The 20,655-nt window shown below is 61.4% G+C and carries 31 protein-coding genes, 1 tRNA gene and 1 pseudogene; 23 read left to right on the top strand and 10 right to left on the bottom strand.

Going from position 1 to position 20,655, the window contains the following annotated elements; genetic code table 11:
- Window positions 1-8: 8 nt before the first annotated feature.
- Window positions 9-1,373 (bottom strand): replicative DNA helicase, encoded by a 1,365-nt coding sequence (gene dnaB / locus AB4851_RS20710; protein WP_414451279.1) that lies wholly within the window; start codon window positions 1,371-1,373, stop codon window positions 9-11.
- A gap of 24 nt (window positions 1,374-1,397) precedes the next feature.
- Window positions 1,398-1,916: a hypothetical protein gene (locus AB4851_RS20705; protein ID WP_414451278.1), complete on the bottom strand. Its 519-nt coding sequence runs from the start codon at window positions 1,914-1,916 to the stop codon at window positions 1,398-1,400.
- 101 nt (window positions 1,917-2,017) lie between these two features.
- On the opposite strand from AB4851_RS20705, the gene AB4851_RS20700 reads away from it, so the two are divergent.
- The gene (locus tag AB4851_RS20700) at window positions 2,018-2,203 is read left to right on the top strand and encodes a hypothetical protein (protein ID WP_414451277.1); all 186 of its coding nucleotides are present in this window, start codon (window positions 2,018-2,020) and stop codon (window positions 2,201-2,203) included.
- 35 nt (window positions 2,204-2,238) lie between these two features.
- Here the strand turns inward: AB4851_RS20700 and AB4851_RS20695 are convergent, their stop codons facing one another.
- Window positions 2,239-2,493, bottom strand: a complete 255-nt coding sequence (locus tag AB4851_RS20695) for a hypothetical protein (RefSeq protein ID WP_414451276.1) — start codon at window positions 2,491-2,493, stop codon at window positions 2,239-2,241.
- 60 nt (window positions 2,494-2,553) lie between these two features.
- On the opposite strand from AB4851_RS20695, the gene AB4851_RS20690 reads away from it, so the two are divergent.
- The 16 genes from AB4851_RS20690 to AB4851_RS20615 all read left to right on the top strand — a co-directional run bounded on the left by AB4851_RS20690 (window position 2,554) and on the right by AB4851_RS20615 (window position 11,018).
- Entirely contained in the window at window positions 2,554-3,015 is a 462-nt protein-coding gene (locus AB4851_RS20690) for a helix-turn-helix domain-containing protein (RefSeq protein WP_414451275.1), read from the top strand.
- 384 nt (window positions 3,016-3,399) lie between these two features.
- Window positions 3,400-3,540, top strand: coding sequence for a hypothetical protein (locus tag AB4851_RS20685; protein ID WP_414451274.1), 141 nt, complete (start codon window positions 3,400-3,402; stop codon window positions 3,538-3,540).
- Window positions 3,541-3,548: 8 nt separating this feature from the next.
- On the top strand, window positions 3,549-3,782 hold the full coding sequence (locus tag AB4851_RS20680) for a hypothetical protein (protein ID WP_414451273.1): 234 nt from the start codon (window positions 3,549-3,551) through the stop codon (window positions 3,780-3,782).
- On the top strand, window positions 3,779-3,907 hold the full coding sequence (locus AB4851_RS20675) for a hypothetical protein (protein WP_414451272.1): 129 nt from the start codon (window positions 3,779-3,781) through the stop codon (window positions 3,905-3,907). Before AB4851_RS20680 ends, AB4851_RS20675 begins: the two co-directional genes overlap by 4 nt.
- Window positions 3,908-3,914: 7 nt before the next feature.
- Window positions 3,915-4,115: a hypothetical protein gene (locus AB4851_RS20670; protein WP_414440479.1), complete on the top strand. Its 201-nt coding sequence runs from the start codon at window positions 3,915-3,917 to the stop codon at window positions 4,113-4,115.
- A gap of 325 nt (window positions 4,116-4,440) precedes the next feature.
- On the top strand, window positions 4,441-5,001 hold the full coding sequence (locus AB4851_RS20665; protein WP_414451271.1) for a PRTRC system protein E: 561 nt from the start codon (window positions 4,441-4,443) through the stop codon (window positions 4,999-5,001).
- Between the two features lie 18 nt (window positions 5,002-5,019).
- On the top strand, window positions 5,020-5,406 hold the full coding sequence (locus AB4851_RS20660; RefSeq protein WP_414440481.1) for a PRTRC system protein C: 387 nt from the start codon (window positions 5,020-5,022) through the stop codon (window positions 5,404-5,406).
- Window positions 5,403-6,476 (top strand): PRTRC system protein F, encoded by a 1,074-nt coding sequence (locus tag AB4851_RS20655; RefSeq protein ID WP_414451270.1) that lies wholly within the window; start codon window positions 5,403-5,405, stop codon window positions 6,474-6,476. Before AB4851_RS20660 ends, AB4851_RS20655 begins: the two co-directional genes overlap by 4 nt.
- Entirely contained in the window at window positions 6,473-7,186 is a 714-nt protein-coding gene (locus AB4851_RS20650; RefSeq protein ID WP_414451269.1) for a PRTRC system protein B, read from the top strand. Before AB4851_RS20655 ends, AB4851_RS20650 begins: the two co-directional genes overlap by 4 nt.
- A gap of 5 nt (window positions 7,187-7,191) precedes the next feature.
- Window positions 7,192-7,992: a PRTRC system protein A gene (locus AB4851_RS20645; protein WP_414451268.1), complete on the top strand. Its 801-nt coding sequence runs from the start codon at window positions 7,192-7,194 to the stop codon at window positions 7,990-7,992.
- The gene (locus tag AB4851_RS20640; protein ID WP_414451267.1) at window positions 7,989-8,369 is read left to right on the top strand and encodes a hypothetical protein; all 381 of its coding nucleotides are present in this window, start codon (window positions 7,989-7,991) and stop codon (window positions 8,367-8,369) included. The genes AB4851_RS20645 and AB4851_RS20640 overlap by 4 nt, the downstream gene beginning before the upstream one ends.
- Window positions 8,351-9,109 (top strand): PRTRC system ThiF family protein, encoded by a 759-nt coding sequence (locus tag AB4851_RS20635; RefSeq protein WP_414451266.1) that lies wholly within the window; start codon window positions 8,351-8,353, stop codon window positions 9,107-9,109. The genes AB4851_RS20640 and AB4851_RS20635 overlap by 19 nt, the downstream gene beginning before the upstream one ends.
- Window positions 9,110-9,117: 8 nt before the next feature.
- Window positions 9,118-9,318 (top strand): hypothetical protein, encoded by a 201-nt coding sequence (locus AB4851_RS20630; RefSeq protein WP_414451265.1) that lies wholly within the window; start codon window positions 9,118-9,120, stop codon window positions 9,316-9,318.
- An 18-nt stretch (window positions 9,319-9,336) separates the two neighbouring features.
- The gene (locus tag AB4851_RS20625; RefSeq protein WP_414451264.1) at window positions 9,337-10,389 is read left to right on the top strand and encodes a DUF551 domain-containing protein; all 1,053 of its coding nucleotides are present in this window, start codon (window positions 9,337-9,339) and stop codon (window positions 10,387-10,389) included.
- Window positions 10,390-10,392: 3 nt separating this feature from the next.
- Window positions 10,393-10,716, top strand: coding sequence for a hypothetical protein (locus AB4851_RS20620; protein WP_414451263.1), 324 nt, complete (start codon window positions 10,393-10,395; stop codon window positions 10,714-10,716).
- On the top strand, window positions 10,713-11,018 hold the full coding sequence (locus tag AB4851_RS20615) for a hypothetical protein (RefSeq protein ID WP_414451262.1): 306 nt from the start codon (window positions 10,713-10,715) through the stop codon (window positions 11,016-11,018). The genes AB4851_RS20620 and AB4851_RS20615 overlap by 4 nt, the downstream gene beginning before the upstream one ends.
- Here AB4851_RS20615 and AB4851_RS20610 read toward each other — a convergent pair.
- Window positions 11,015-12,028 (bottom strand): tyrosine-type recombinase/integrase, encoded by a 1,014-nt coding sequence (locus AB4851_RS20610; RefSeq protein ID WP_414451261.1) that lies wholly within the window; start codon window positions 12,026-12,028, stop codon window positions 11,015-11,017. The two genes, AB4851_RS20615 and AB4851_RS20610, sit on opposite strands and share 4 nt — an antisense overlap.
- A gap of 320 nt (window positions 12,029-12,348) precedes the next feature.
- Here AB4851_RS20610 and AB4851_RS20605 point away from each other — a divergent pair.
- Window positions 12,349-12,420, top strand: a pseudogene (locus AB4851_RS20605) (DUF4102 domain-containing protein); the annotation flags it as partial.
- Window positions 12,421-12,463: 43 nt separating this feature from the next.
- On the opposite strand, the gene AB4851_RS20600 reads toward AB4851_RS20605, so the two are convergent.
- Both AB4851_RS20600 and AB4851_RS20595 read right to left on the bottom strand, forming a co-directional pair.
- Complete coding sequence (locus tag AB4851_RS20600) at window positions 12,464-13,189, bottom strand: hypothetical protein (protein WP_414451260.1); 726 nt, start codon at window positions 13,187-13,189, stop codon at window positions 12,464-12,466.
- A 196-nt stretch (window positions 13,190-13,385) separates the two neighbouring features.
- Window positions 13,386-13,592, bottom strand: a complete 207-nt coding sequence (locus tag AB4851_RS20595; protein WP_414451259.1) for a hypothetical protein — start codon at window positions 13,590-13,592, stop codon at window positions 13,386-13,388.
- 247 nt (window positions 13,593-13,839) lie between these two features.
- Here AB4851_RS20595 and AB4851_RS20590 point away from each other — a divergent pair, with 247 nt between their 5' ends.
- The 4 genes from AB4851_RS20590 to AB4851_RS20575 all read left to right on the top strand — a co-directional run bounded on the left by AB4851_RS20590 (window position 13,840) and on the right by AB4851_RS20575 (window position 16,854).
- Complete coding sequence (locus AB4851_RS20590) at window positions 13,840-14,985, top strand: helix-turn-helix domain-containing protein (protein WP_414451258.1); 1,146 nt, start codon at window positions 13,840-13,842, stop codon at window positions 14,983-14,985.
- Between the two features lie 12 nt (window positions 14,986-14,997).
- The gene (locus tag AB4851_RS20585) at window positions 14,998-15,477 is read left to right on the top strand and encodes a hypothetical protein (protein WP_414451257.1); all 480 of its coding nucleotides are present in this window, start codon (window positions 14,998-15,000) and stop codon (window positions 15,475-15,477) included.
- Between the two features lie 26 nt (window positions 15,478-15,503).
- Window positions 15,504-16,235: a DUF3800 domain-containing protein gene (locus AB4851_RS20580; protein ID WP_414451256.1), complete on the top strand. Its 732-nt coding sequence runs from the start codon at window positions 15,504-15,506 to the stop codon at window positions 16,233-16,235.
- Between the two features lie 328 nt (window positions 16,236-16,563).
- Window positions 16,564-16,854, top strand: coding sequence for an Arm DNA-binding domain-containing protein (locus AB4851_RS20575; RefSeq protein ID WP_414451255.1), 291 nt, complete (start codon window positions 16,564-16,566; stop codon window positions 16,852-16,854).
- Window positions 16,855-16,910: 56 nt separating this feature from the next.
- Here the strand turns inward: AB4851_RS20575 and AB4851_RS20570 are convergent, their stop codons facing one another.
- Window positions 16,911-17,201 carry a BrnA antitoxin family protein gene (locus tag AB4851_RS20570; protein ID WP_414451254.1) on the bottom strand — a complete coding sequence of 97 codons (291 nt, stop codon included), beginning with the start codon at window positions 17,199-17,201 and terminating at the stop codon, window positions 16,911-16,913.
- Between the two features lie 381 nt (window positions 17,202-17,582).
- Window positions 17,583-17,783, bottom strand: coding sequence for a hypothetical protein (locus tag AB4851_RS20565; RefSeq protein WP_414452008.1), 201 nt, complete (start codon window positions 17,781-17,783; stop codon window positions 17,583-17,585).
- 168 nt (window positions 17,784-17,951) lie between these two features.
- Here AB4851_RS20565 and AB4851_RS20560 point away from each other — a divergent pair.
- Window positions 17,952-18,028, top strand: a tRNA-Met gene (locus AB4851_RS20560).
- 79 nt (window positions 18,029-18,107) lie between these two features.
- Here AB4851_RS20560 and AB4851_RS20555 read toward each other — a convergent pair.
- Window positions 18,108-18,632 (bottom strand): HD domain-containing protein, encoded by a 525-nt coding sequence (locus AB4851_RS20555; protein WP_414451253.1) that lies wholly within the window; start codon window positions 18,630-18,632, stop codon window positions 18,108-18,110.
- A 174-nt stretch (window positions 18,633-18,806) separates the two neighbouring features.
- On the bottom strand, window positions 18,807-20,654 hold the full coding sequence (locus AB4851_RS20550) for a hypothetical protein (RefSeq protein WP_414451252.1): 1,848 nt from the start codon (window positions 20,652-20,654) through the stop codon (window positions 18,807-18,809).
- Between the last annotated feature and the right edge of the window lies 1 nt (window position 20,655).

The raw sequence follows: 20,655 nt of genomic DNA, 5'->3' as shown, positions 1-20,655 counted from the left end.
CACTGCCATCAATATGCCCCCGAAGGTTGTGCGTAATTCTCGAAGCGCGCCAGTTCGTTTAGGAATCCCAATCGAATGGTCGCGAGCGGCCCGTTACGCTGCTTCGCAATGATCAGCTCGGCCGTGCCTTTGTCTTGACTGTCAGGGTTGTACACCTCGTCTCGGTAGATAAATTGAATGACGTCCGCGTCTTGCTCAATCGCGCCCGACTCGCGAAGATCCGACATCATCGGCCGCTTGTTTGGGCGCTGCTCCAGGCCGCGATTTAGTTGCGAGAGGGCGATCAGCGGCACGCCGAATTCCTTTGCGGTTTTCTTCAGTTCGCGCGATATCTGCGAAACCTCGGCCGTACGATTTTCGCCGCCGCCGTCGCCGGACATGAGCTGCAGATAATCCACGATGATCAAGCCCAACTGGCCGACCTGGCGCTGCAGGCGGCGCAGCTTTGCCTTGAATTGCAGCGGCGTGATCGACGACGCGTCGAGCAGGTGAATCGGCGCATCGGCAAGCACGGTCGTTCCGTGCGTGATGCGCGTCCAATCCTCGTCTCGCAGGTTCGCCGTGCGCAGTTTGTGCTGGTTGATACGGGCCGTGCCAGCCAGCATTCGCGTGGCCAGTTGCTCATCAGGCATTTCAAGAGACAGCACCGCGACCGGCAGGCGCAGCGCAACGGCAACGTGCTCGGCAATATTCATTGCCAGCGAGGTTTTGCCCATCGACGGGCGGCCCGCCAAAATAATCAACTCCCCGCCGTGCATGCCGTCGGTCACTCGATCAAGGTCGAGATACCCCGTTGCGACGCCCCCGATCTGCGCAGCGCCGCCTGCGGTGTAGCGCTCGTCGAGCTGCTCAATTACCGCCGTGAGCGCACTCGCGATTGGCCGGAATTCCGCGTCGGCCGTCTGGTTCTGATCGACGATCTGCATCAGCGTCGACTGAGCCAAATCGAGCAGCTCCAGCGGGCTTCGACCGTTCGGCTGCAGCACCGCCTGACGCATGCGCTCGGCGACGCGCAGCATGCGCCGTGAAATCGACCGGTTGCGCACGATCTCGGCATAGCCGCGAATATTCGCTGCGCTCGGCGTCGACTGCACGAGATCGTTGAGATAGGCGAGCGGCTCATCAACGCGCGCCCCGGTAGAACGCAGCCGCTCATACACCGTAATCGCGTCGGCCACCGCCCCACGCTGGATGAGGTCACGAATGGCGCGATAAATCACGGCGTTCTCGCCGACCGTAAAATCGTTCTCGCCGATTAACCCGGAAATATCTTCGAATGCCTCATTGCTCAGTAGCAGAGCACCGATTACGCTTTGCTCAGCCTCGGGCGCAGACGTGCGGGCGAGCGCATCCGATGGGTCTAATTCGCCCATTCCAACGTTCTCCGAATTAATCAGTTAGGCGCGACGGCGCCGACGGCGCAACGCAACGCGGCGCGCAATTCCTATGGTCTTTTCGATTTCTCGCTGCGCGTCGCGGCCGGCACGCTCGATTGCCTCGGCCTCGTTCCGCCCGATCGCGACAGCCCTTGCGGCCCGCTCGACCTCATCGGCCAACGACCCAGCACCACGCGCCACGGTCAACACCGACCGCACCAGGGCATCCACGGTTTGCTCGCCTTCCGGCCGCTCCACCGCAGTCGCCACCAAACCGAAGCGCGCATTGAATGCGTGCACCGCGTCGAGCGCGTGCGGCTGGTTCTTCTCCAGCATCCATTCGACGAGCAGCTCGAACATTTCCCCGGATATGCGCGTGTCCTCCACCTCACGCAGGCGGCAACGAAGCGCCTCACACGAAATTCGCGCGCCGCGCCTTTCGGTCAGAAATCGAGCGGCGTCCTCCACCTTCCCCGGCGTGTTTAGGACTGACGTGTAGAGCACGTCGATCCAAGCCGTTTGGCTATATTTGTTGGTCACAATTTACCTTTGGAATTCACTGCATTTCATCCTGTTAACGTGCCGCGAAGTTCCGTAGGATTCGTGTTGCCCCGTTTAATCCACCACGAAAAAAACAGGCCATGAAACCTACACGCTTTCGCACCACACGCACCTCGAAGCCCACGCAGATGCAGTTCAAGCAACGCACGCGCGGGATTATTCAGTCGTCCAACCAGCGCGAGCGCGACGCGCGCGCCTACGAACGATTCATTTCCTGCCTGATGCAGCAGGCGGCTACCTCCCCCGGTGGGCCACCGCTCATTTAATTTGCACTGCTACGCAGTAAATTTGCGACCACACATCACGACACGTAATGGATCGGGCCGGACTGCCGCGCTACACGCCGGCGAACCAGTTCAGCGTCGAGATCGGCAAACACATCCGGCCGCGCCAGCCGAAGAAACTGAATGCGCGGCTTCGGGATGCCGTTACGCCGCCACTGCGAGACGGCGGCGGCGTCGATCTCGCACAGATCCGCGACAGCGCCCGTCCCGCCGAGGCGGTCGATGATGTAGGAAGCGTGCTCCACGCTAATGGTCGTTTTCATGGCCGTCATTTAAGCACACTTAACTGCGGAAGTGAAGTGCACTTACATGCCTAGGTTTAGCCTGCTGAAATGGACCTTGATACGTTTGTAGGAAGACTGAGACACGCCAAGATGCTCCGCGAGGCGGAGCTGGGCGCGTCCATTGATGACAAAGAACTCGCCGCGAAGGCCGGTGTTTCGCCGTCCGCGGTATCCCAGTGGACCACTGGGAAAATCAATTTCGAGAACCTGAAAGCGGCACCGATATTCAACCTAGCACGCTTCCTGCGTGTGCGACCTGATTGGCTATGGAGCAAGCGCGGGCCGATGCGAGAGCAGGCCGACGAACTGCCGCCCGAGGCCCAAGCGCTTTACGCGGATCTAAAAAAGGCCATCGCGCTAGGCATGACCGACGTAGCTGTCACGGCCATGCACGCCCCGCTGCGCGCGATTCTGGCTATGCATGCTCGGTCTCGCGGCGATCTACTTGACTTAAACGCTCCGACGCCCCCAGCCGACGAAGATTCCAATCAAAGACCGCTGCGCACGTAAATTCGCCGATGCGATCTCCATCGATCGCGAGACCGCGCACAGGCCACCCGAGCAACTCCACGTCCCAGTCGAAATCCGCCGTCGCATGCGGACCTAGAATCCGAACGAACAGGCCGATGTTCGCCTCATTGGCGCATCGGTCCACTACCGCGACGTCCCCGGGCCGCAACCCTCGCTCGCCTGCTCGCACTTCCCCATTCATCTCAGCCTGTCCTCTCAGTTCTTTTTGCTCGGCTTAAAACACTGTATGCCCATACAGTATGCCCGTAAGCAAATGTAATCGTCAAATTAAGCACACTGAATTTTTGTTGCTCGTCGAAATTAAGTGTGCTTAAATTCGCCTGCCGCAGCAAGCCCGCTGCGGATCTACAGGCGAGGCTTCGTATGCATTTGACTTTGAGCAGCAGCAAAAACTTTTCGCGGGTCGCGGCAAGGCTGTTGCGTCGTCGCGACTGGCACCCGCTCGTCGGCCTGCTTGGCCTGTACCTCATCGCCAGCGCTATTGCGCCGGCCTACGGCATCTGAGGCGCACGATGACAAACATTCGTAGCGCAAAGCAGCTTGAGGCGCAGCTGATCCAATGCATCAAGGAAGTTGCCCTTCCCGCCATCCCGGGCGATTACACCCCGACAAAGCAACGCCTGTTCCTGGCAATGCTGGCCGGAGCGCTGATGGACAAAGGGCTGGTAACGATCGCGGATGAACTGGCGACGGCAGCAAACATGCCCCACGTCCGCAGCGATGCGCGCCAAGGGGCGGCCGCATGAACGCACCCCTGCCCCTCTGGAAAATCGTCCTGCTTTGGCTCGGCGTCGGCATCGCCTGCGTCATCTGGACGATGGACGACGAGCCGGCGCCAGCGGCGCCGATCATCGCGACGCGCGATGCGTGAGGCCGCCATGCAGAAATCGACCGTTCCACTTCACCTGCTGCGCGTCGAGTGGCAGTTGCTGCGCATGCGCGGCAGCTTCGACGAGGCCGTCAAGCGCGACAGCGTGCGCCGCACGCTCGAATCGTCGCATCGCGCCCGCGAGAACCGCGAGCGCGCACGCGGCCGCTTCGACATCAAGCGCATGCAGGCCGGCGACGCCGAGGACTGATCAATGCCTCGCTGCCATGTTCGCTGCCGCCACTGCACGCGGCGCCGCTGCCTGCCCCGCCATCCCGATCGATACGAACGCCTACCGGCTTGCACCGACTGCGGCAGGCGTTCGTATCGCGTCGACAAATGGATGAACAACCGGGACACGGGACGCATGCGCTGCTTTGGCTGCGCCGGCTACTGGTTCCCCCATCGTCGCGGATCTTTGTACTGCTGGCATCGGGCCGACGGCACCGGCCGATACCCGGGTGATCCCGATTTCGCTGATCGCAATTACGACGGCCTCGCGGCCTGACACACCACCAACCATAAGGGGTTTTCGCATGTCATTGTTTCAGTCTCTGCATGAGCTGGCGCTCGTCGCGCCGCTCAATATCCTGATCTCCGACGAAGGCGGCGGCCAGCTGCGCGTCAACGTCACGCCGCAACCGACGAAGAAAGAGCAAAAACTCTGGCCGCTCTCGGTCGCCGGCACGCCGGCAGAACTCGACGAGCAGTTCGCTGAGGCGGTCGCGGTATATCAGCCGGGCGCACTGTCCATTCTCGACCAAGCCCGCGCCTGCGCTTCGGCCAACAGCAGCGGCGACAAACCTACCGCGTCGGCGGCACCTAAGGCCGACGCTGCCGGCGCTGCAGAAAAGCGCGGCCGCGGCCGGCCGCCGAAGAACAAGGCCCCCGACTCGGGCGACGGCGGCGGCGACGCCGGCCAAATGCCGCAAGCCGACCCGCGCCAGACGTCCATCCTCGACGACAACGCCAGCGCAGGCCCGGTAGCCGCCGACGCACCGAGCGCCGACGCGCCAGCGCTTGCAGCAGCACCGGCGCCGGGCGAAGCCGCCCCGATCGCGCCGGCCGCAGCCGACGACGGCGTCGACATGTACTGATCGCACGGAGCCAACATCATGGAAATCCAAGCTCTCGCGCGCGAATTCATCTACAACGGCGCCAAGCTCGCCGACCCGGCGCCGGCATTCACGCTGCAGCAGGTCCGCGACTTCTACTCGCAGACCTACCCGGAACTGACCAACGCCGAAATCGAAGGCCCGACCGTCAAGGGAAACCGCAACGTCTATACCTTCCGGCGCGCCGTTGGCACGAAAGGCCTGACGCTGCGCGAAATGAGCAAGCGACTGCGCACCAACACGCTGACGCAGGCCCAACGGCTGCCGACTCAGATCGGCAAGTACGACGCCGCCCTCGCATTCAGCGTGGCGCGTGTCGCATCGAACAACGACAACACGGCCGAACGCCTGCGCCTGCCGTCATCCCAGGTTCCGCTGCTGCCATGATCGCCGCCCCGCTCACCCTGCCCCGCATCGCGCCCGACGTGCCGACGCGCTACACGCTCGGCGACGACGCAGATTTCATGCGCCGGTTGTCGCTGGCTCTGTTGCGCGGTCGCCAGTTGACCGAAGCCGACGCAGCAAAGCTAGACGACTCGTCGACCGAGAGCGACTTGGCCTTGAAGGCGCTGCCGCGAATCTGGAAAGAGATCACCAGCGATATTGGCGCGTTCGACTGGTGCCTTGCGATCAGCGACGAAGGTAAAAACGGATGCCGCCCGCAGAACACCGCGCTCGTACGCATCGTCACGGACCAAGGGGCAGGAAGCGGCCCGATCCGATTTATTGGCTCGGGAATTCGACGCCTCGAATCGATCCAGCAAGGCCTCGGGCAAACGGTGCTCGCCGTCCTGTACGAAGTTTGTCACCACTACATGCCGTCCGTGTGCACGCCGCACGAGGCAATGGGGCTGGCCGAGTACATCTACTGGCACGGCAACTACGACGAAGTCGCAGCAATCGAGGAACTTCGCGACGCTCACCACGAGCCGGGCCAGCCGGTGCTGCCCGATGAGGAGTTTCTCGCGCACATCGACGTTCCGCGGCGTGCCGATTTCTTTGCGAGCGCCCCCGCGTGGGCGGTGAAGCCCGAGCGCACGCTCGACGCGCGCGAGGTGCGCCGGCATTACGACACGAACCTACAAGCGTGGGCGGCCATCGACGCGTGCGACGAGATCCACCGAATCATCACCACCAGCGGCCCTTTCGCGCGCGTCGATCTGAAAGACACGAGCGAATACTGCCTCGACTATTCCCTGATTCTCGCCTGGGACAAAGGCGACAACTTGGGGCGGATTCTCGATGACTTCTGGCAAGGCGAAATGCAGTGCGGCGACCCCGAGTCGTGCACGGCGCTTCACATCTCCACCGACGGCCGCGCGCTCGGTAGCTGGCTTGATCGCATGCGCAATACGGCGAAGCTCGCCAAAGCCGTTTCGCATTTGGTCACGCTGATCTCGACGCACGACGGGTCAGATATCGATGGCGAACCCGTCAAGGTACAGGTGCGCGTATGAGCCGCGTCGATGTTTATGGGAACGGCGACGTGTCGCTCAACCTCCATTCCGCCCTGCTCATCTACAAGAATGCGCACGACAACCAGGTCTATGTCACGAGCCACTCGGCCCGCGTGGTCGATGGCGCACCGACGCTGATGGCCGGCACGCCGATCACGCGCGCGCAACTGGCCGATTTCGTCGCCGTGGCATCGAAGCAAGTCGGGCACGAGGGGTTCATCCACGAGCGCGCGATCTTCACCGCGCCCGGTGTTGTCGCCTGGTGGACGCCGGCCGCACAGCGGCAGGTTTGGTTTTCCGCCAATGCGCCGATAGGCGAACGCTCAGCGGCCACGCACCACCCTGCGCTGCTGTTTGTCGCGCGAGGCGAGTCTCGATACGTGTTCGCGCTCGCGGAAAGCCGCAGGCCAACGCCTGACACGCCGGTCTATCAAGCTCCGTACTTCAACGTCAGCGCTGACGGCTGGATTTGCACCGGCAATGTAGACATTGCGACCAATCCCACGCCGACTGACATCGAGCAGTACGAAGCCGACGAGTTTTTCCGCAGCAGATTCACCCACGCGAACGCCCCGAAGCTGATCAACGGAGGCAGCGCGACTGACCTCTGGGTCGAGCTGCTCGACGGCGCGCAATTTCCCACCGAGCGGCTCATCAGAACCGAAATGAACGTCGCCGCCACCATCAAAAAAATCACGCAACGGAGTTAATCGCCATGAGCAAGATCGAAACCATCAAAAACGAATTCGAGACCGTCACCGGTGCCGTGCTCGAGCAGCTCGGTAAAGCGCTGTCGACGTTCACGCGCGCCGTCGCCGACGAAGTCACGGCAGGCCAGCAACGCGCGATCGCCGCGCGGGTCGACGACGAGAACGTTGCGCTCGACAATGCGCTGTTCGACAGCGCACCGGTAGCGGCCGTGCCGCGCCACGCTGAATTTGCCCCACTGCTCGACGTAGGCCACCGCTTCCTGCTCGCGGCCGAAGGGCTGTTCGTCGAGATCCGCCGGCCGTGGCTGCACCTCATCCAGCAGATCACGCCGCTCGACAGCGCCGGCCCGCGCCCGCCCTACGGCTCGATCGAGCCGAAAATTGACTTCGCGTTCGGACGCCTCGGCACGGCCGCCGCGCACTTCCGCCAGTTCGCCGACGAGTCGGTCGCCGCAATGCCGAATGAGCATGCCGCCTGCCTGATCTGGAACAGCACGAGAAACGAACTGACGTACCGCTCGGTCGAGGTAATCCGCTCGTCGCCGACCGAGATCACGATCAACCGCCCGACGCTCGCCGACGACGAAAGCATCGCGATGGATCTGCACAGCCACGGCGCCGGCCCGGCGGGATTCAGCGCGCAGGACGATCTGGACGACGCCGGCGAGGTGAAGATCGCCGGCGTGATCGGCGGCATCGGCACCGGCACGCCGAGCGTCGCGTTCCGCCTTTGCGCCCTCGGCAAGGCGATCACGCTGCGCGTTCCCGTCGAGGCGTTTTTCGCCAAGCAGGAGACCGCAGCGTGAACCTGATTGAAATTCTCGAACTTGCCGCACGCGCGGCTGGATGGGAATCGCGCCGGCACAAGGTGCGCGACGTGACCGGCCTGTTTGTTCGCACGCACGTCGGCGCCGACTGGCAGTCGTTTGACCCGATGAAATCGAAGGCCGACGCATTCGATCTGGCTGCCGCCGCGCGCATCGACACGACCCACCACGCCGACTATGTCGCGGCCTACGCTGGCGCCGGCGCGTTCCGTCAGTTCTCGCACGACAGCATCGACGCGCGGGACACGCCGGCGGCGGCAAAGTCGGAGCGCGAGCGCGCGACGTGCCGAGCAATTACCGAATGCGCTGCGCAGATCGGCCGCGACGTCGGCGCGCCGTGGTGGAGAACGCTTTGATGAAACAGCACAACACGCCCGCCCGATTCATGGGCGACCGCCGCGTGCACGTGACGCTGATCGGATGCGGAGGCACCGGCTCGCAGATGCTGAGCGGCCTGGCCCGGCTAAATCACGCGCTCGTCGAGCTCGGCCACGCCGGCCTGCACGTTACCGCCTTCGACGCGGACACCGTCAGCAGCGCGAACGTCGGCCGCCAGATGTTCAGCCCTGCCGACGTCGGCCAACACAAAAGCGTCGTGCTCACACACCGCGTGAATGCTTTCTTCGGACTCGACTGGACCGGCCGGCCGGTGCACGCCGGCCCGGACCAGCTGATCCGAGGCGGCCCCGATCTGGCGATTATGTGCGTTGACAGCGCGGCCGCCCGCGCGAAGCTCGCGCCGACGCTGGCGGCGTCGAATTGCTATGTGATGGATCTCGGCAACCGCGCGAGCGACGCGCAGGTGCTGCTCGGCGCGCACAAGAAAGTCAGCGGGAATTCTCGCGACGGCGGCAGCACGCCGCTGCGCTGGCCGTATGACGTGCTGCCCGAGCTGGTCGACACGACGATCCCAGAGGACGACACGCCAAGCTGCAGTCTCGCCGAAGCGCTCGAAAAACAGGAGCTGTTCATCAATCAGGCCGTCGTCACGCAAGGCCTGGCCATCCTCTGGGAATTCTTCCGGCATGCCCGCCTGACGTGGTGCGGCGCATTCATCAACCTGAAAACCGGCAACGTGCGCCCGGTATCCGTGTAGGAGATCTCATGAGCCAGCAGATCTACGCGAAGATCAAACGAAATAGTAAGTACTACGGACAAACTAAACCCGGAGAGCGTTTTCCCGTTCACATCCAGCACCAGGGCGGCTGGCAATACGTTGTGTACGGCAATAACAACACATACCGCCTCGCCGACGTGAATCTCTTTGTCGTCAGCGACGACAACGTCGAACTGCGTATCTCGTAATTAAGGGCGATATCTGAAATGACCGACAAAACCAACACGCCTAGCCGGCTGCTGAACATCGGCCCGCACGCGACCGCACCGACCCCTGCCGGCCCCTTGAACGGCATCCCAGCGACACCTTGTCATGACGAAGGCGCTATCGCTCGTTGCTCTCACTGCGGCCGCTATTCAATCGATCCCAGCACGCTGCGCGGTCGATCGCCGCAGTGCGAATGCGGAGAAAAAGACGGATGGTGCGGCAGCTTCGCGAAGCCCGGGCCGGATGCGAAATGGAGCGGCGGGGCGCCGGCCGCAGCGAGGCAGACCTGCACCGATCCGTGGATTGTCGTCAGCGATCGACTTCCAGCCCCCCTCGAATGGGTTCTGGCACATAACGGGAAATGGACAGGCAAAGCGGCTTTTTTCCCGGGCAATGACGCGCGCGAATGCTGGCAGGACGAGCGTCGGGAATTCGTCGAGCTGCTCGGGCCTGCTGTAACGCATTGGATGGCGTTGCCGGCCGCACCTGGCGACGCACAGGCCGAGGCGCGCGAGCCGTTCCAAGCGCGCGTGCAGCCGTGGATGCTCGAATGCTTCGGGCCGGCGATCGCGGCCGATCGAATCGAGCGCAACCACCGATTCCTCGAAGAAGCGCTCGAACTGGTGCAAGCGCTGGGCTGCACGGCCAGGGAAGCCCACCAGCTTGTCGACTACACGTTCGGCCGGCCTGTCGGCGAGGCGTCTCAGGAGGTCGGCGGCGTCATGGTCACGCTGGCGGCCGTCTGCCTCGCGAACACGCTGGACATGCACGCGGCCGGCGAAACCGAGCTGGCCCGGATCTCTGCGCCCGCGATGGTCGAGAAGATCCGGGCCAAGCAGGCCGCCAAGCCCAAGCACTCGCCGCTGCCCGCAGCCCCTGCCAATGCGGGAGAGCCCGGGATCGATATCCAGTCGGTTCGCGCGGCGAAGGCCAACGCTCTGCGCGTGTTCGACACCGGAGACGGACAGGAGGCCATTGAGTACTTCTCGGCATTGCTGGAAGTAGCGAACGCCGGTGTCGACGCTCAGGGCGCTCAGAGCAAAGGGGGGTGAGGTGTGAAGACGTTTCCCATCCACATGGACAGCATTGCCGCCGCGAAGAAGCAGCACTTCGCATCGCCGCTCGTCGTGCCTTTCGATTTTGTGAAACGGCACGAGGATCAGGCGATGAAGAACCACGGTCAGACGGTTGAGCGGCTTGCAGCGCGCGGCGGCCTGTCGTGGCTTGAGCTTCTTCTCGTGATCTGCGACAAGCCGCTGTTTGGCGAATACGCCGACCGATTCAAAGGCAAGGACGAGGCGGAAGCGTTTCGCGTGGTCGCCATCATGCAGATGCACGACTTCAGCAAAGCTCACAAATCGCAGGGAGATACCAGATGAACATGAGCGAACCCGAACAGTTCATGGCCGAACTGCGCCGCCTGGTGGACGCGCTCGCACAACCCAAAAAGCTCGACGAGACGCTTTGGAGCACGGAGCAGATCGCGAAGTGGTTCGGCTTATCGAAATCGACGGTCGAGCTGCGCGTCGTAACCCGCCAGGACTTCCCACCGGGCGTGCGCCCCGTTGACACCGCCAAGGCTCAGCGGCGCTGGTTTGCAAGCGACGTCGTCGAGTGGGCGCGCCGCAACCGCGGCCACCTGCCGACCCCGCGCAAGGGCCGGCCGCGCAAGGCCGTCTAATCGAGGCGTGCCGCCAGTTCGGCGGCCGTCTCGTCGTAATAAATCATCAACGACTGTATGTCGCGGTGTCCAATCATTTTCGCGAGCGCCAGCACATGCAGCTTCTTTGCAAGCCGGGTTGTCGCTTCGTGCCGCGAATCATGAAAGTGAAGGGTGCCGATGCTCGGCATTGTCTTTGCCAACCTGTTGCGCACCTTCCGCCATAGGGCGTCCGCGCTACCCTGCTTGACCGGGAAGCATCGCGCCTCCCCCTCGACGCTCGGCAGCCGCTCCAGCAGCTCGACCGCCCGCCTAGATAGGGGCACGTCTCTGGAATCCCCGTTCTTTGTCCTCGGAAGATGCACGTAACGCGCCTGCAGGTGCATGTTCGGCCACGTCAGCCCGAGAATTTCCCCCTGTCGCATCCCGGTTTCGATCGCCACCAAAAAGGCCAGCGCGACGTATTGCTGCGTCGTCGCCACCGGACCATCATCTACAAGGCCCAGCGCCCCGCACATCGCGGCCGCATCGCTGTCCGGCACCCTCCGATCACGCGGCGGCGGATCACGCGGCCGCTTGACGTCGGGCATGGGGCTGGTGTGTATCCATTTCCACTCATCGCGGGCCGCCGTAAATACCGCCGAGATCAGGTTCAAGTCGCGGTTCAACGTAGACGGCTTCACGACCTTCAGCCGCGCGTCGCGCCATTCAGCAATCTGCTCCGGCTTTATAGATCGAAGCAGTTGCCCGGCGAGATCCCCCAGCGACTCACGCAGGAACTTGAAGCGCGCCACATTCCATTCGTGCTTGACCATACTTGGCGAAATCTTCTCCAGGTATTCATCGATGGCGTCCGAAAGCGTCTTCGGAATTTTCGAGTAGGATCGACGCTTTCCCGCATCGATCTCAGCCTCGAGCTTTGTCGCCCACGCGATCGCCTCTGCCTTCGTGTCGAATGACTGCGACTCTCGAACCCCTCCGCGCGCGACCTCTGCTCGCCATGTCTTGCCACGCTTCCTGTAGCTTGCCATCTGTCCGCCTTGGCGTAAATTTGGCGTAGATGATAACGGGAAATTGATGGAATCTGCGGTGCTTTGGAATCGAATCTGTACCCGGCACGCGCCCCGAGAGGCTGACTGCACAAGGCTTTGATTCTGCATGAGGCCGTTTGATGGAATCTGATTGACGGGCATAAGATCCCTGTCGGGGAGACCAGTTAAGTTCCAAACCTCCCCCAAGTTTCGCAACAAACTCCCCGCTCAAGCCCGTCTGGCGGCCATCTCGCCCCCATCGTTACCCAACGTTGCTCAGTGACAGCCGGCGAAAGTGTTGGTATCAGCAGATACCAACAATGCCTCTCACTGACGAGCAGGTACGGAACGCGAAGGCCAGCACAGCCCCGTACAAACTCACGGACGGTAGCCAAGCGGAAATGTGCGCTCAGAAGATAGAGCGAGCACTCATCACTAACGCTCCTTCCACCGTCGACTGAAAAACAGCTTGCACGATTGCAGGAACAGTTGCAGTTGGATTGGCCACGTCGCAGCACAAGTACTGCGGTAGTGGTGCCTGAGAGGCGGCGAATTCCAGCGACCAGGCGGCGGCATGAAGTGGGCGGGAATTGCCTCAATGCCGTCGAACATCGACGGCTGAGTCCGCTCTACATGCTCTGCTCGAGAAACACGCCGGCCCAACGTCTGCATGCCAATCGCGAGATAGCTGGCCACGCGACGAGCATCGCCGTCAAAACGATCGAAGGTGCGGACGTAAGCGACAGCCTCGGAAAACCGACCCTCGATCACGAGCGCCGCAGCCGCAGCATCCTCGCGCAGTTCGAGCGCCGTCAACGGCTCTGAGGCCTCAGGGGCTGACAGCCGAGCGCCAACCGAATTCGGCATCAAATCCCCATCGTCGTCTATCTCATCACGATCGAGACGCACCGCGAAGCGCTCCCGGCGATTCACGAACTTTCCGAACTGTTTCTGGAGCCGGGCGACGATCATGTCGCGCACGCTTTCATCTTCGGGGCTCAGAGCCGCTTCAGGCTCTGCGTGGAGTTCGTCTACGATCAGCCATGTCTCACTGGTGAGATCGTCGACGGAATGGTCCCCCTCAGACGACCAAGCGATCCGCTCGAGCTGCTTGCGTATTAGGGAGATGACTCGCTCAAAGAATGCGAAGGCGTTGTTCATAGGCCTCGCGGATCGCCAAGGGGCACAAGGCCAACCGCCCTGTCGGCGGCGTCGAACTGCGTTGGCAGTGACGACCGGGTGCTACGCCCAGTCCATCGGCTGGTGTGCATTCGGCGATGCTAAGCCGAATGTGTGACAACGAGGTTCGTCGAGCACGCACACGCACTCAAATGCCGCAGACTGGCCCGATCGCCCGCTACGCTTGCCCCTCGCCGGCCGAATCTTTCCGCCGTCCCTCCTCAAGCACTTCCTTCAGCACTTGGATCGCGCCAGCTATACGCTGCAAGGTGCGCTGCAGATCCTGCTTCTGCTCCTCGAGCTTACGCAGTTGCTGCTCGCCGGCCTTGTGGTTTTCCTCAAGGTCGCGGAGACGACCGGTGATCCTGTCTTCGTATTCGCCCATGGTCTGGCCTGTTTGTTTTGGGTGGAGGGTGATCTTGGCACGAAAGCGAACACATCAGAAACGAAAAAGCCCGTGCTAGGTCGACCGCAGCCGCTCCAACCAACTGAAGCCTCGGCATTCGTGCGGCAAGTCACACCATCAAAAAAACCCTCTCAGCCACTCAGGCGTCTGTCCAGGCTACTCTACTCGCGCACGCAGAATATGCCAGTTTGCGTTTTTGCGCAAACTGGCATATTCTGCATCTACTATGAATATCGATCCAACCGGCTTCCGGACCCCTGGGCAGTACATCGAAGCTCTCCTTGATGCGCGGGGCTGGTCCAAACGCGTCCTTGCAGTAATTTTTGGGGTTGACGATAGCAGCATCAATCGCTTGGTATCAGACAAGAGGCCTGTTGATGCTGCCATGGCCATATCGCTCGAAGAAATCTTCGAAGTTCCCGCTGAGCATTTCCTTGATCTGCAAAAGGCCTTCGATTTGGCGAAGGCCAGAATTACTGCGCGACCAGATCCGAATCGGGCGACGCGCGCACAGCTTTTTGGTGGGCTTCCTGTCGTTGAGATGATCAAGAGAGGCTGGCTCGAAGCTGACGACCCGAGAGACGTCCAAGCAGTTGAGCAGGCGCTGGCGAAATTTTTCAAAGCAGACTCGCCTGACACGATCGAAGTACTTCCGCACGCAGCAAAGAAGACTTTGGTGCATGGAGAGCCCACCCCCACTCAGGTTGCATGGCTATACCGTGTTCGGGAAATTGCAAGCGAAATGCTTGTCCCTAAGTACACACCAGCGCTGGGCAGGCAGGCAGTCACCAAGCTTGCAACGCTGTTGGCAGCGGCCGAAGAGGCTCGCAAAGTGCCAAAGATTTTGGCTGAATCTGGGATCCGATTTGTTTTGGTTGAGTCTCTTACATCGGCAAAGATCGATGGCGCGTGCATGTGGCTTAACGAACACTCTCCTGTGATCGGAATGACGATTCGCCACGATCGACTCGATAATTTTTGGTTTGTACTTCGTCACGAGTTAGAACATGTTCTCCAAGGCCACGGAAAGGATGCAATCATCCTTGATACGGAGCTTGAAGGCGAGCGAGCCGGGACGGGACAAATGGTCAGCGAAGAAGAACAGATAGCCAATGCTGCTGCGGCTGATTTTTGTGTCCCGACGAAAAAAATGGATTCTTTCATCGCACGGAAAGCCCCATTTTTTGCGGAGCGCGATCTTTTAGGTTTTGCAAAAACCATCAATGTGCACCCGGGCCTAATTGCTGGGCAACTTCAGCATCGTACTGGCCGGTATGATCGCTTTCGGGCTCACTTGGTGAAAGTTCGTTCGATTGTCGCTCCTAGCGCGGTCGTTGATGGGTGGGGTGACGTAGCCCCGGTTGGTCTTTGATAAGGAACGACTGTGACTAAGATTGTCGAAATGCAGTACATGATCCGCCTGTACAAAGAAACAACCGGCGAACACGAAGTAGATATGAAGAAGGTGGCCAAATTTGCGAATGAGCGTGGATGGCCTCTCCCTAAACCGAAAGATCCGTTCGAGATGCTCGCACGGGAATTCACCCAAGCAGCGCGCCAAGAGTTTCGTCGCGATGCTAAAACGGGTAAGCCCTATCGGGCGAATCACGCGCTGCCCGTCACTCAAGGAGGACAGCAGCTCACGCTGTGGATTGATATCGATGAAGCACCGCGCTTCCAGATGCATAAATCGCTGATCAATCGCCGAGAGCAGATGGTTGGAGATGGTGTCCAACTGTCATTGGATATGGACCATTGGAATAGCATCCATGAAAATGAAGAGCCGATTGTGATTCCGATGGATCTCACCGAAGACATCGAATGGCGTAAGAACGCGCCGGACGAAGACGAGGAAGCAGCATAAGCGCGACCGCGGCGACTGGAAAAAGTTTGAACAGCGACTACATCGTGTTCGTCGACGAAAGCGGCGACCATAGCCTAACCTCGATCGACCCCGAGTACCCGATCTTCGTGCTCTGTTTTTGCATAATCAAAAAATCCGACTACGCCTCAGCCCTGGTCCCGAAGATCAAGCAACTGAAATTCGACACATTCGGTCACGACTGTGTCGTCTTGCACGAGATCGATATCCGGCGCAAACGTGGAGCGTTCGCCAAGCTAAGCAAGGAACCCCGCGAACAGTTCATGGAAGCACTGACTACGATCATTGACGAAGCGGAGATGACCGTCGTGGCAGTCATCATCGATAAGCAGCGGTTGAAGGAGAAATACTCAAATCCATTCAACCCGTACCACATCGGTATCCAGTACGGCCTCGAGCGTGTGCGACATTTCCTTCGCATGAACGGCCAACACGAGGCGCTGACGCATGTCGTGTGCGAAGCACGCGGGTCAAAGGAGGACGCAGACCTCGAACTACAGTTCCGAAGAGTCTGCGGCGGCGACAATCGAGGTCGCGTGCCATACAACTTCGACATTGTGATTTGCGATAAGAAAGCGAATTCGGAGGGACTGCAGATCTCCGATCTAATGGCACGCCCAATAGGACTGTCACATTTGCGCCCTGACCAGCCCAATCGCGCCTATGAGATATTGGAGAAGAAGTTTTTCACCGGTAGCGGCGGCACCGCATACGGCAATGGAAGGAAAATCTTCCCCTAGAAAAGCGAAAGGCCCCAGAGCAGTCCCTGGAGCCTAGCGCCGGCCGCGTAGTCGCAACCCATTTAGGCATAGTCTACCACAAGTGGCTACCTCCTCGTATTATTGACCAGTAGCCAAGCACCCTAGGAATCGCACCAGTACAATCCACCACTACGATTTTTTGGAGGGTGTTTTTGGGGTATGAATTTCGAGAATTACCCTGCTCATCCTTACTGTCATTGCCGCGTGAATTATATCGGGGACCAATCAAGCCCCAAACCTCCCCCCCTCTCTCAAGCCTGTCCAGTAAGGCTCCAAGCCCCCAGCGTCATCAGACTTTGCTCAAAGAGTGAGAAACGCCAAAGCCACAGCCGCGCCGTACAAAACGATAGACGGCGACGACATGTTCCTGTTCGTTCAACCGAACGGCTCGAAATACTGGCGCTGGTCCTATCGTTTCCAGCGCAAACCGAAGACGCTCGCCTGGGGCGTGTATCCGGTCGTGTCGCTGGCCGCAGCGCGGCGAAAGTGCGACGACTCACGCCAGCAGCTCGCAGCCAGGGGCGATCCACGCCACGCGCGCAAGGAGCAAGCAGCGGAAGCGGAAGCCGGCAACCCGTTCGAGATGCCGGCAAGGTGATGCATTCACTGAAAATGGGCGTGTCGCCTTGAGCGGGCCACGCCAGACACACAACCTCAAATCATGCCGTGTGATTTCGCGTAGTCCCTAAGCGCATCGTTCATGCGTGTTTGCCATCCATCGCCCTGTGCCTTGTAGGCATCCACGATGTCAGAATCGATCCGCAGTTCGAGCGGCATCTTGGGATTGACCGACTTCGGCCGGCCATGCGGCTTCGTCAACTTGGCCGCAACCTCCTTGCCGAACAATTCGGACAACACGTCTTCCGCCGGTCGCGCGCGCGCAAAGTCGGCATCCGTCCACACCGGATTGTCGTCAGTCGGCTTGCTGGTTTTTTGCTTGCTCATATCTCTTCACCTCACGGGAATTAGCCTTTCGAAGACTGATAACGTGAACCATGCCGCCGCGCGGCGTGAACACCAGCGCCGCTAGACCATGCGCGATGGCAAGCTCGCCGCCCACCGCAACGAGACAAAACCGTTTGGCAGCGCGTGCGATCTGCGAGTGTGCGCCGTCTGGGGACCAGTCAAGCTCCCCGGCGTCATCAGACCTTGCTCAAAGACAGCGAGCACCTTTGTTGGTATCTCGGTTGTTGGTACCTGCCGATACCAACGACCGAGATACCAACACATGGCACTGTCAGACCTGAGCGTGAAGAACGCCAAAGCCGCAGCCGCAGCCGCAGCCGCGCCATACAAGATGATGGACGGCAACGACGCAACCGTGCGCTACGCTTGCCCGTCGCCAGACGCCGCTTGCTGACGAAGTTCGTCGCGCAACTCCTTCAGCACCTGGATCGCGCCGGCGATACGCAACAAGGTTTGCTGCAATTCGCGTTGCCTGTTCTCAAGCGCGCGAAGTTGCTCTTCGCCGGCACGGTGATTGTCCTCCAGCTCCTGGAGGCGAGCGGAAATGGTGGCTTCGTTCATGATCTGGCCCGTTTGTTATGAATGACGGATGATCGTGGCACGAAAGCAGGCGCGTCACAAATCCAACAGCCGGCATTGCTCACGATGCGAGGGAATGAACACGCAGCTCATCCTTCCTGCACGCCCGATCCATTTGACTTCCCCCCTCGCCCCAAGTACACTACGCATCGCGGGGTGGAGCAGTCTGGCAGCTCGTCGGGCTCATAACCCGAAGGTCATAGGTTCAAATCCTATCCCCGCAACCAAATATCAAAAGCCCGCTCTGCGAAAGCAAGCGGGCTTTTTGCTGTGCCGCGCCCGAACATCGGGGCGGCACGTCCTACCTCACGCCTCCGGCCGCCTCGCATAAGCCTCGTCGAACAACCTCTCCAGCGTCGGATGCACGCCGCGCACCTGGTCGGCCACGTCCTTCGCCCAATCGAAATACTCGCGCTTGCGTTGTTCCGGCCAGTCGGCCGGCGGGTTCTCGGCGATGTCGCGCAGGTTGCAGATCTTGTCGGCGAGCTTGACGAGCTTCGCGCGCCGGCTGATCTGCGCGGCATGCTCGACCTGAAGGCGCTTGCGCTCTTCTTTCGGCAGCGATTTGTCGTCGGTCACGTCGCGCACGATATCGGCCACGATCTGGCCGAACAACTGCACCAGTTCCTGCTCCGAGGTGGCGGTGTCCTCGATCACGTCGTGCAGGATCGCGGCGGTCAGCACCGGCTCGTCGTCGATGCCGGCCTCGTTGGCCAGCACGTTGGCCAACGCGATCGGATGATTGATGTAGGGCGAGGCATCGACGTCCTTGCGACGCTGGTGTCGATGTCTCTCGGCGGCGAATGCCAGTGCGGCAATGAACTTGCTCATCGGTAACCACCCCTGCGCTCTCACGCGTGATTTTGCGAAAGTGTAAGGGATAGCCGGCCCCCACACGTTCGATTCCATTCTCGAAAACGACAACATGCATTCCGGATGCGCCCGCCATCGCGATCGGGCCGGCAATCATCGCCCGATCGAGACGGTTCGTCGCAACGCGCAACATCAGCGCCGCAACACCTCGACTCGACAGAACTGATACGGGTCCTTCCCCGCCCCGATCCCCGCCGAATACGCCGCGCAACTCCCCGGCACGATCGCGAACCCGCGGGCATGCAGCACGGCATCCATTCGCGTGACGATCGCGCGATTCTCAGCGTCGATATCGCGCACATCGTCGGCGCGCAAGCCGATCGTGCAACGCGCCGGGCCGTCCGTCCCGGCAACCGGCAGCACCGCTGCATGCAGGCGTAGGCGCCTGACCAGCGACGTCAGCATCGCGCAACCGCGCTCGCCATGCGTCAGGCCAAGCTTGCCGAGCGTGACATCGAGTCGCGCGACGGTATCGGCGCGCCCGTTGTAGGCGCTGCCAAGCAGCGCATACACCGGGCCCTTGCGGCTGTCGACGATCTCGTGCACGCGCGGCATGTAGCCCGCCCCCTCGGGGAACCCGACATCCATGCCGACAAACGCCACCGCGGTCGGAAACAAGGCGGCAAGCCACGCGCGCGGCTGCTCGGCGTTCACAAGCAGCACGGTGGTGCGCGCCGGCTGCTGGAGCGGCGGCAGCTCGGCGTGATAGAGCGGATCGGCCCAGCCGTTGTGCCCCCAGGTCGGCGCGCCGCCGGCCACCACGATCGCCGTGGCGATCGCGAGCAGCCACTTCGCCCAGCGCCGAGCGCGGGCATGGGTCGTCAGTTGCGTGAGCACGAGGAACGCGACGAGCGGCGCGAGCACCTCGATCGGCACGATATAGCGATAGATGCCGAACAGCTTCATCCACAGCACGAAGCCGAACGCGACATACGCGATCACGAACGCGGCACGCGGGTCCATGCGTTCGCCGCCGCGCGCCGCCAGCCTTGCCGACACGGCACGCGCCGCCCAGATCAACCCGAGCACATAGACGATCGCCCAGATGACCTGCCGCAACCCTGCCTCACCGCCGCGATGCGCATCGAGCGAAATGATGAACGGCCACAGCACCGTCTCGATGATGTTGTGCGGTATCCAGCGCGTATCGACGATCGACAGCGGCTTGACCAGCGGATTCGGAAATACCGCGCTGAACTGCGGAAACAAAGGATTCCCGAACATGTGCCACATTCGCAGCATCCAGTAGCCGCCGGTCCCGGCAAAGCCCGCCAGCACGCCGATACCGAATACGAACCCCACGCGCAGGCGCACCAGCAGCTTGCCCGGCATCGCCACGAGCAGCGCGCCGCAAGCGGCCACGGCGAACACTGCGTTGGTCAGCTTGAGCCCCGCCGCCAGCCCGATCAGCAGGCCGCCGGCCAGCAGCACGGCAAAGCCCCGCACACTGAGGCGGCCGAGCGCATCCCAGTGCGCCACCAGCAGCGTGACGCCGGCCAGGCAGACGACGGCGGTGGTGCTGTCGCCCATCGTATTGCCGAGCACGGACAGGAAATTCGCGGTCAGGCAGCCAGCCAGCGCCAGCCAGAACGGCACGCGCTGACGATCGTCGCCGGGCAGGCCGGCCAGCAGGCGGCGCGCGATGTCGAGCAGCAGCACGAACGTCAACCCGTGAAACGCGCCGATCAGAAAGCCCACCAGACGCGGCGGCCAATGCGTGTTCAGCCAGTAGAACGACACGTCCAGCAACGGATTGAAATAGCCCTGAAAACTCGCGGCGCCGAGGTCGGTGGTCAGCTTGCCGTGCAGAAAGGCGAACGCGGCGTACAGGTGATAGTTGTGCAGATCCCAGTTCGAATCGGCGCCGAGCCACAGCGAATAGCAGCCGAACAGCAGCGGCACCAGCACGATCGCGATACGCGAAGCGAGCGGCAGGCTTGGCGGATGAGAACGGGACGAGAAGGATCGGGAGACGGACATC

The organism is Burkholderia sp. 22PA0099, from assembly GCF_047497165.1.
Lineage (GTDB): Bacteria > Pseudomonadota > Gammaproteobacteria > Burkholderiales > Burkholderiaceae > Burkholderia.
The sequence above is the reverse complement of the archived record's forward strand: the minus strand, read 5'-3'. Positions and strand labels throughout refer to the sequence as shown.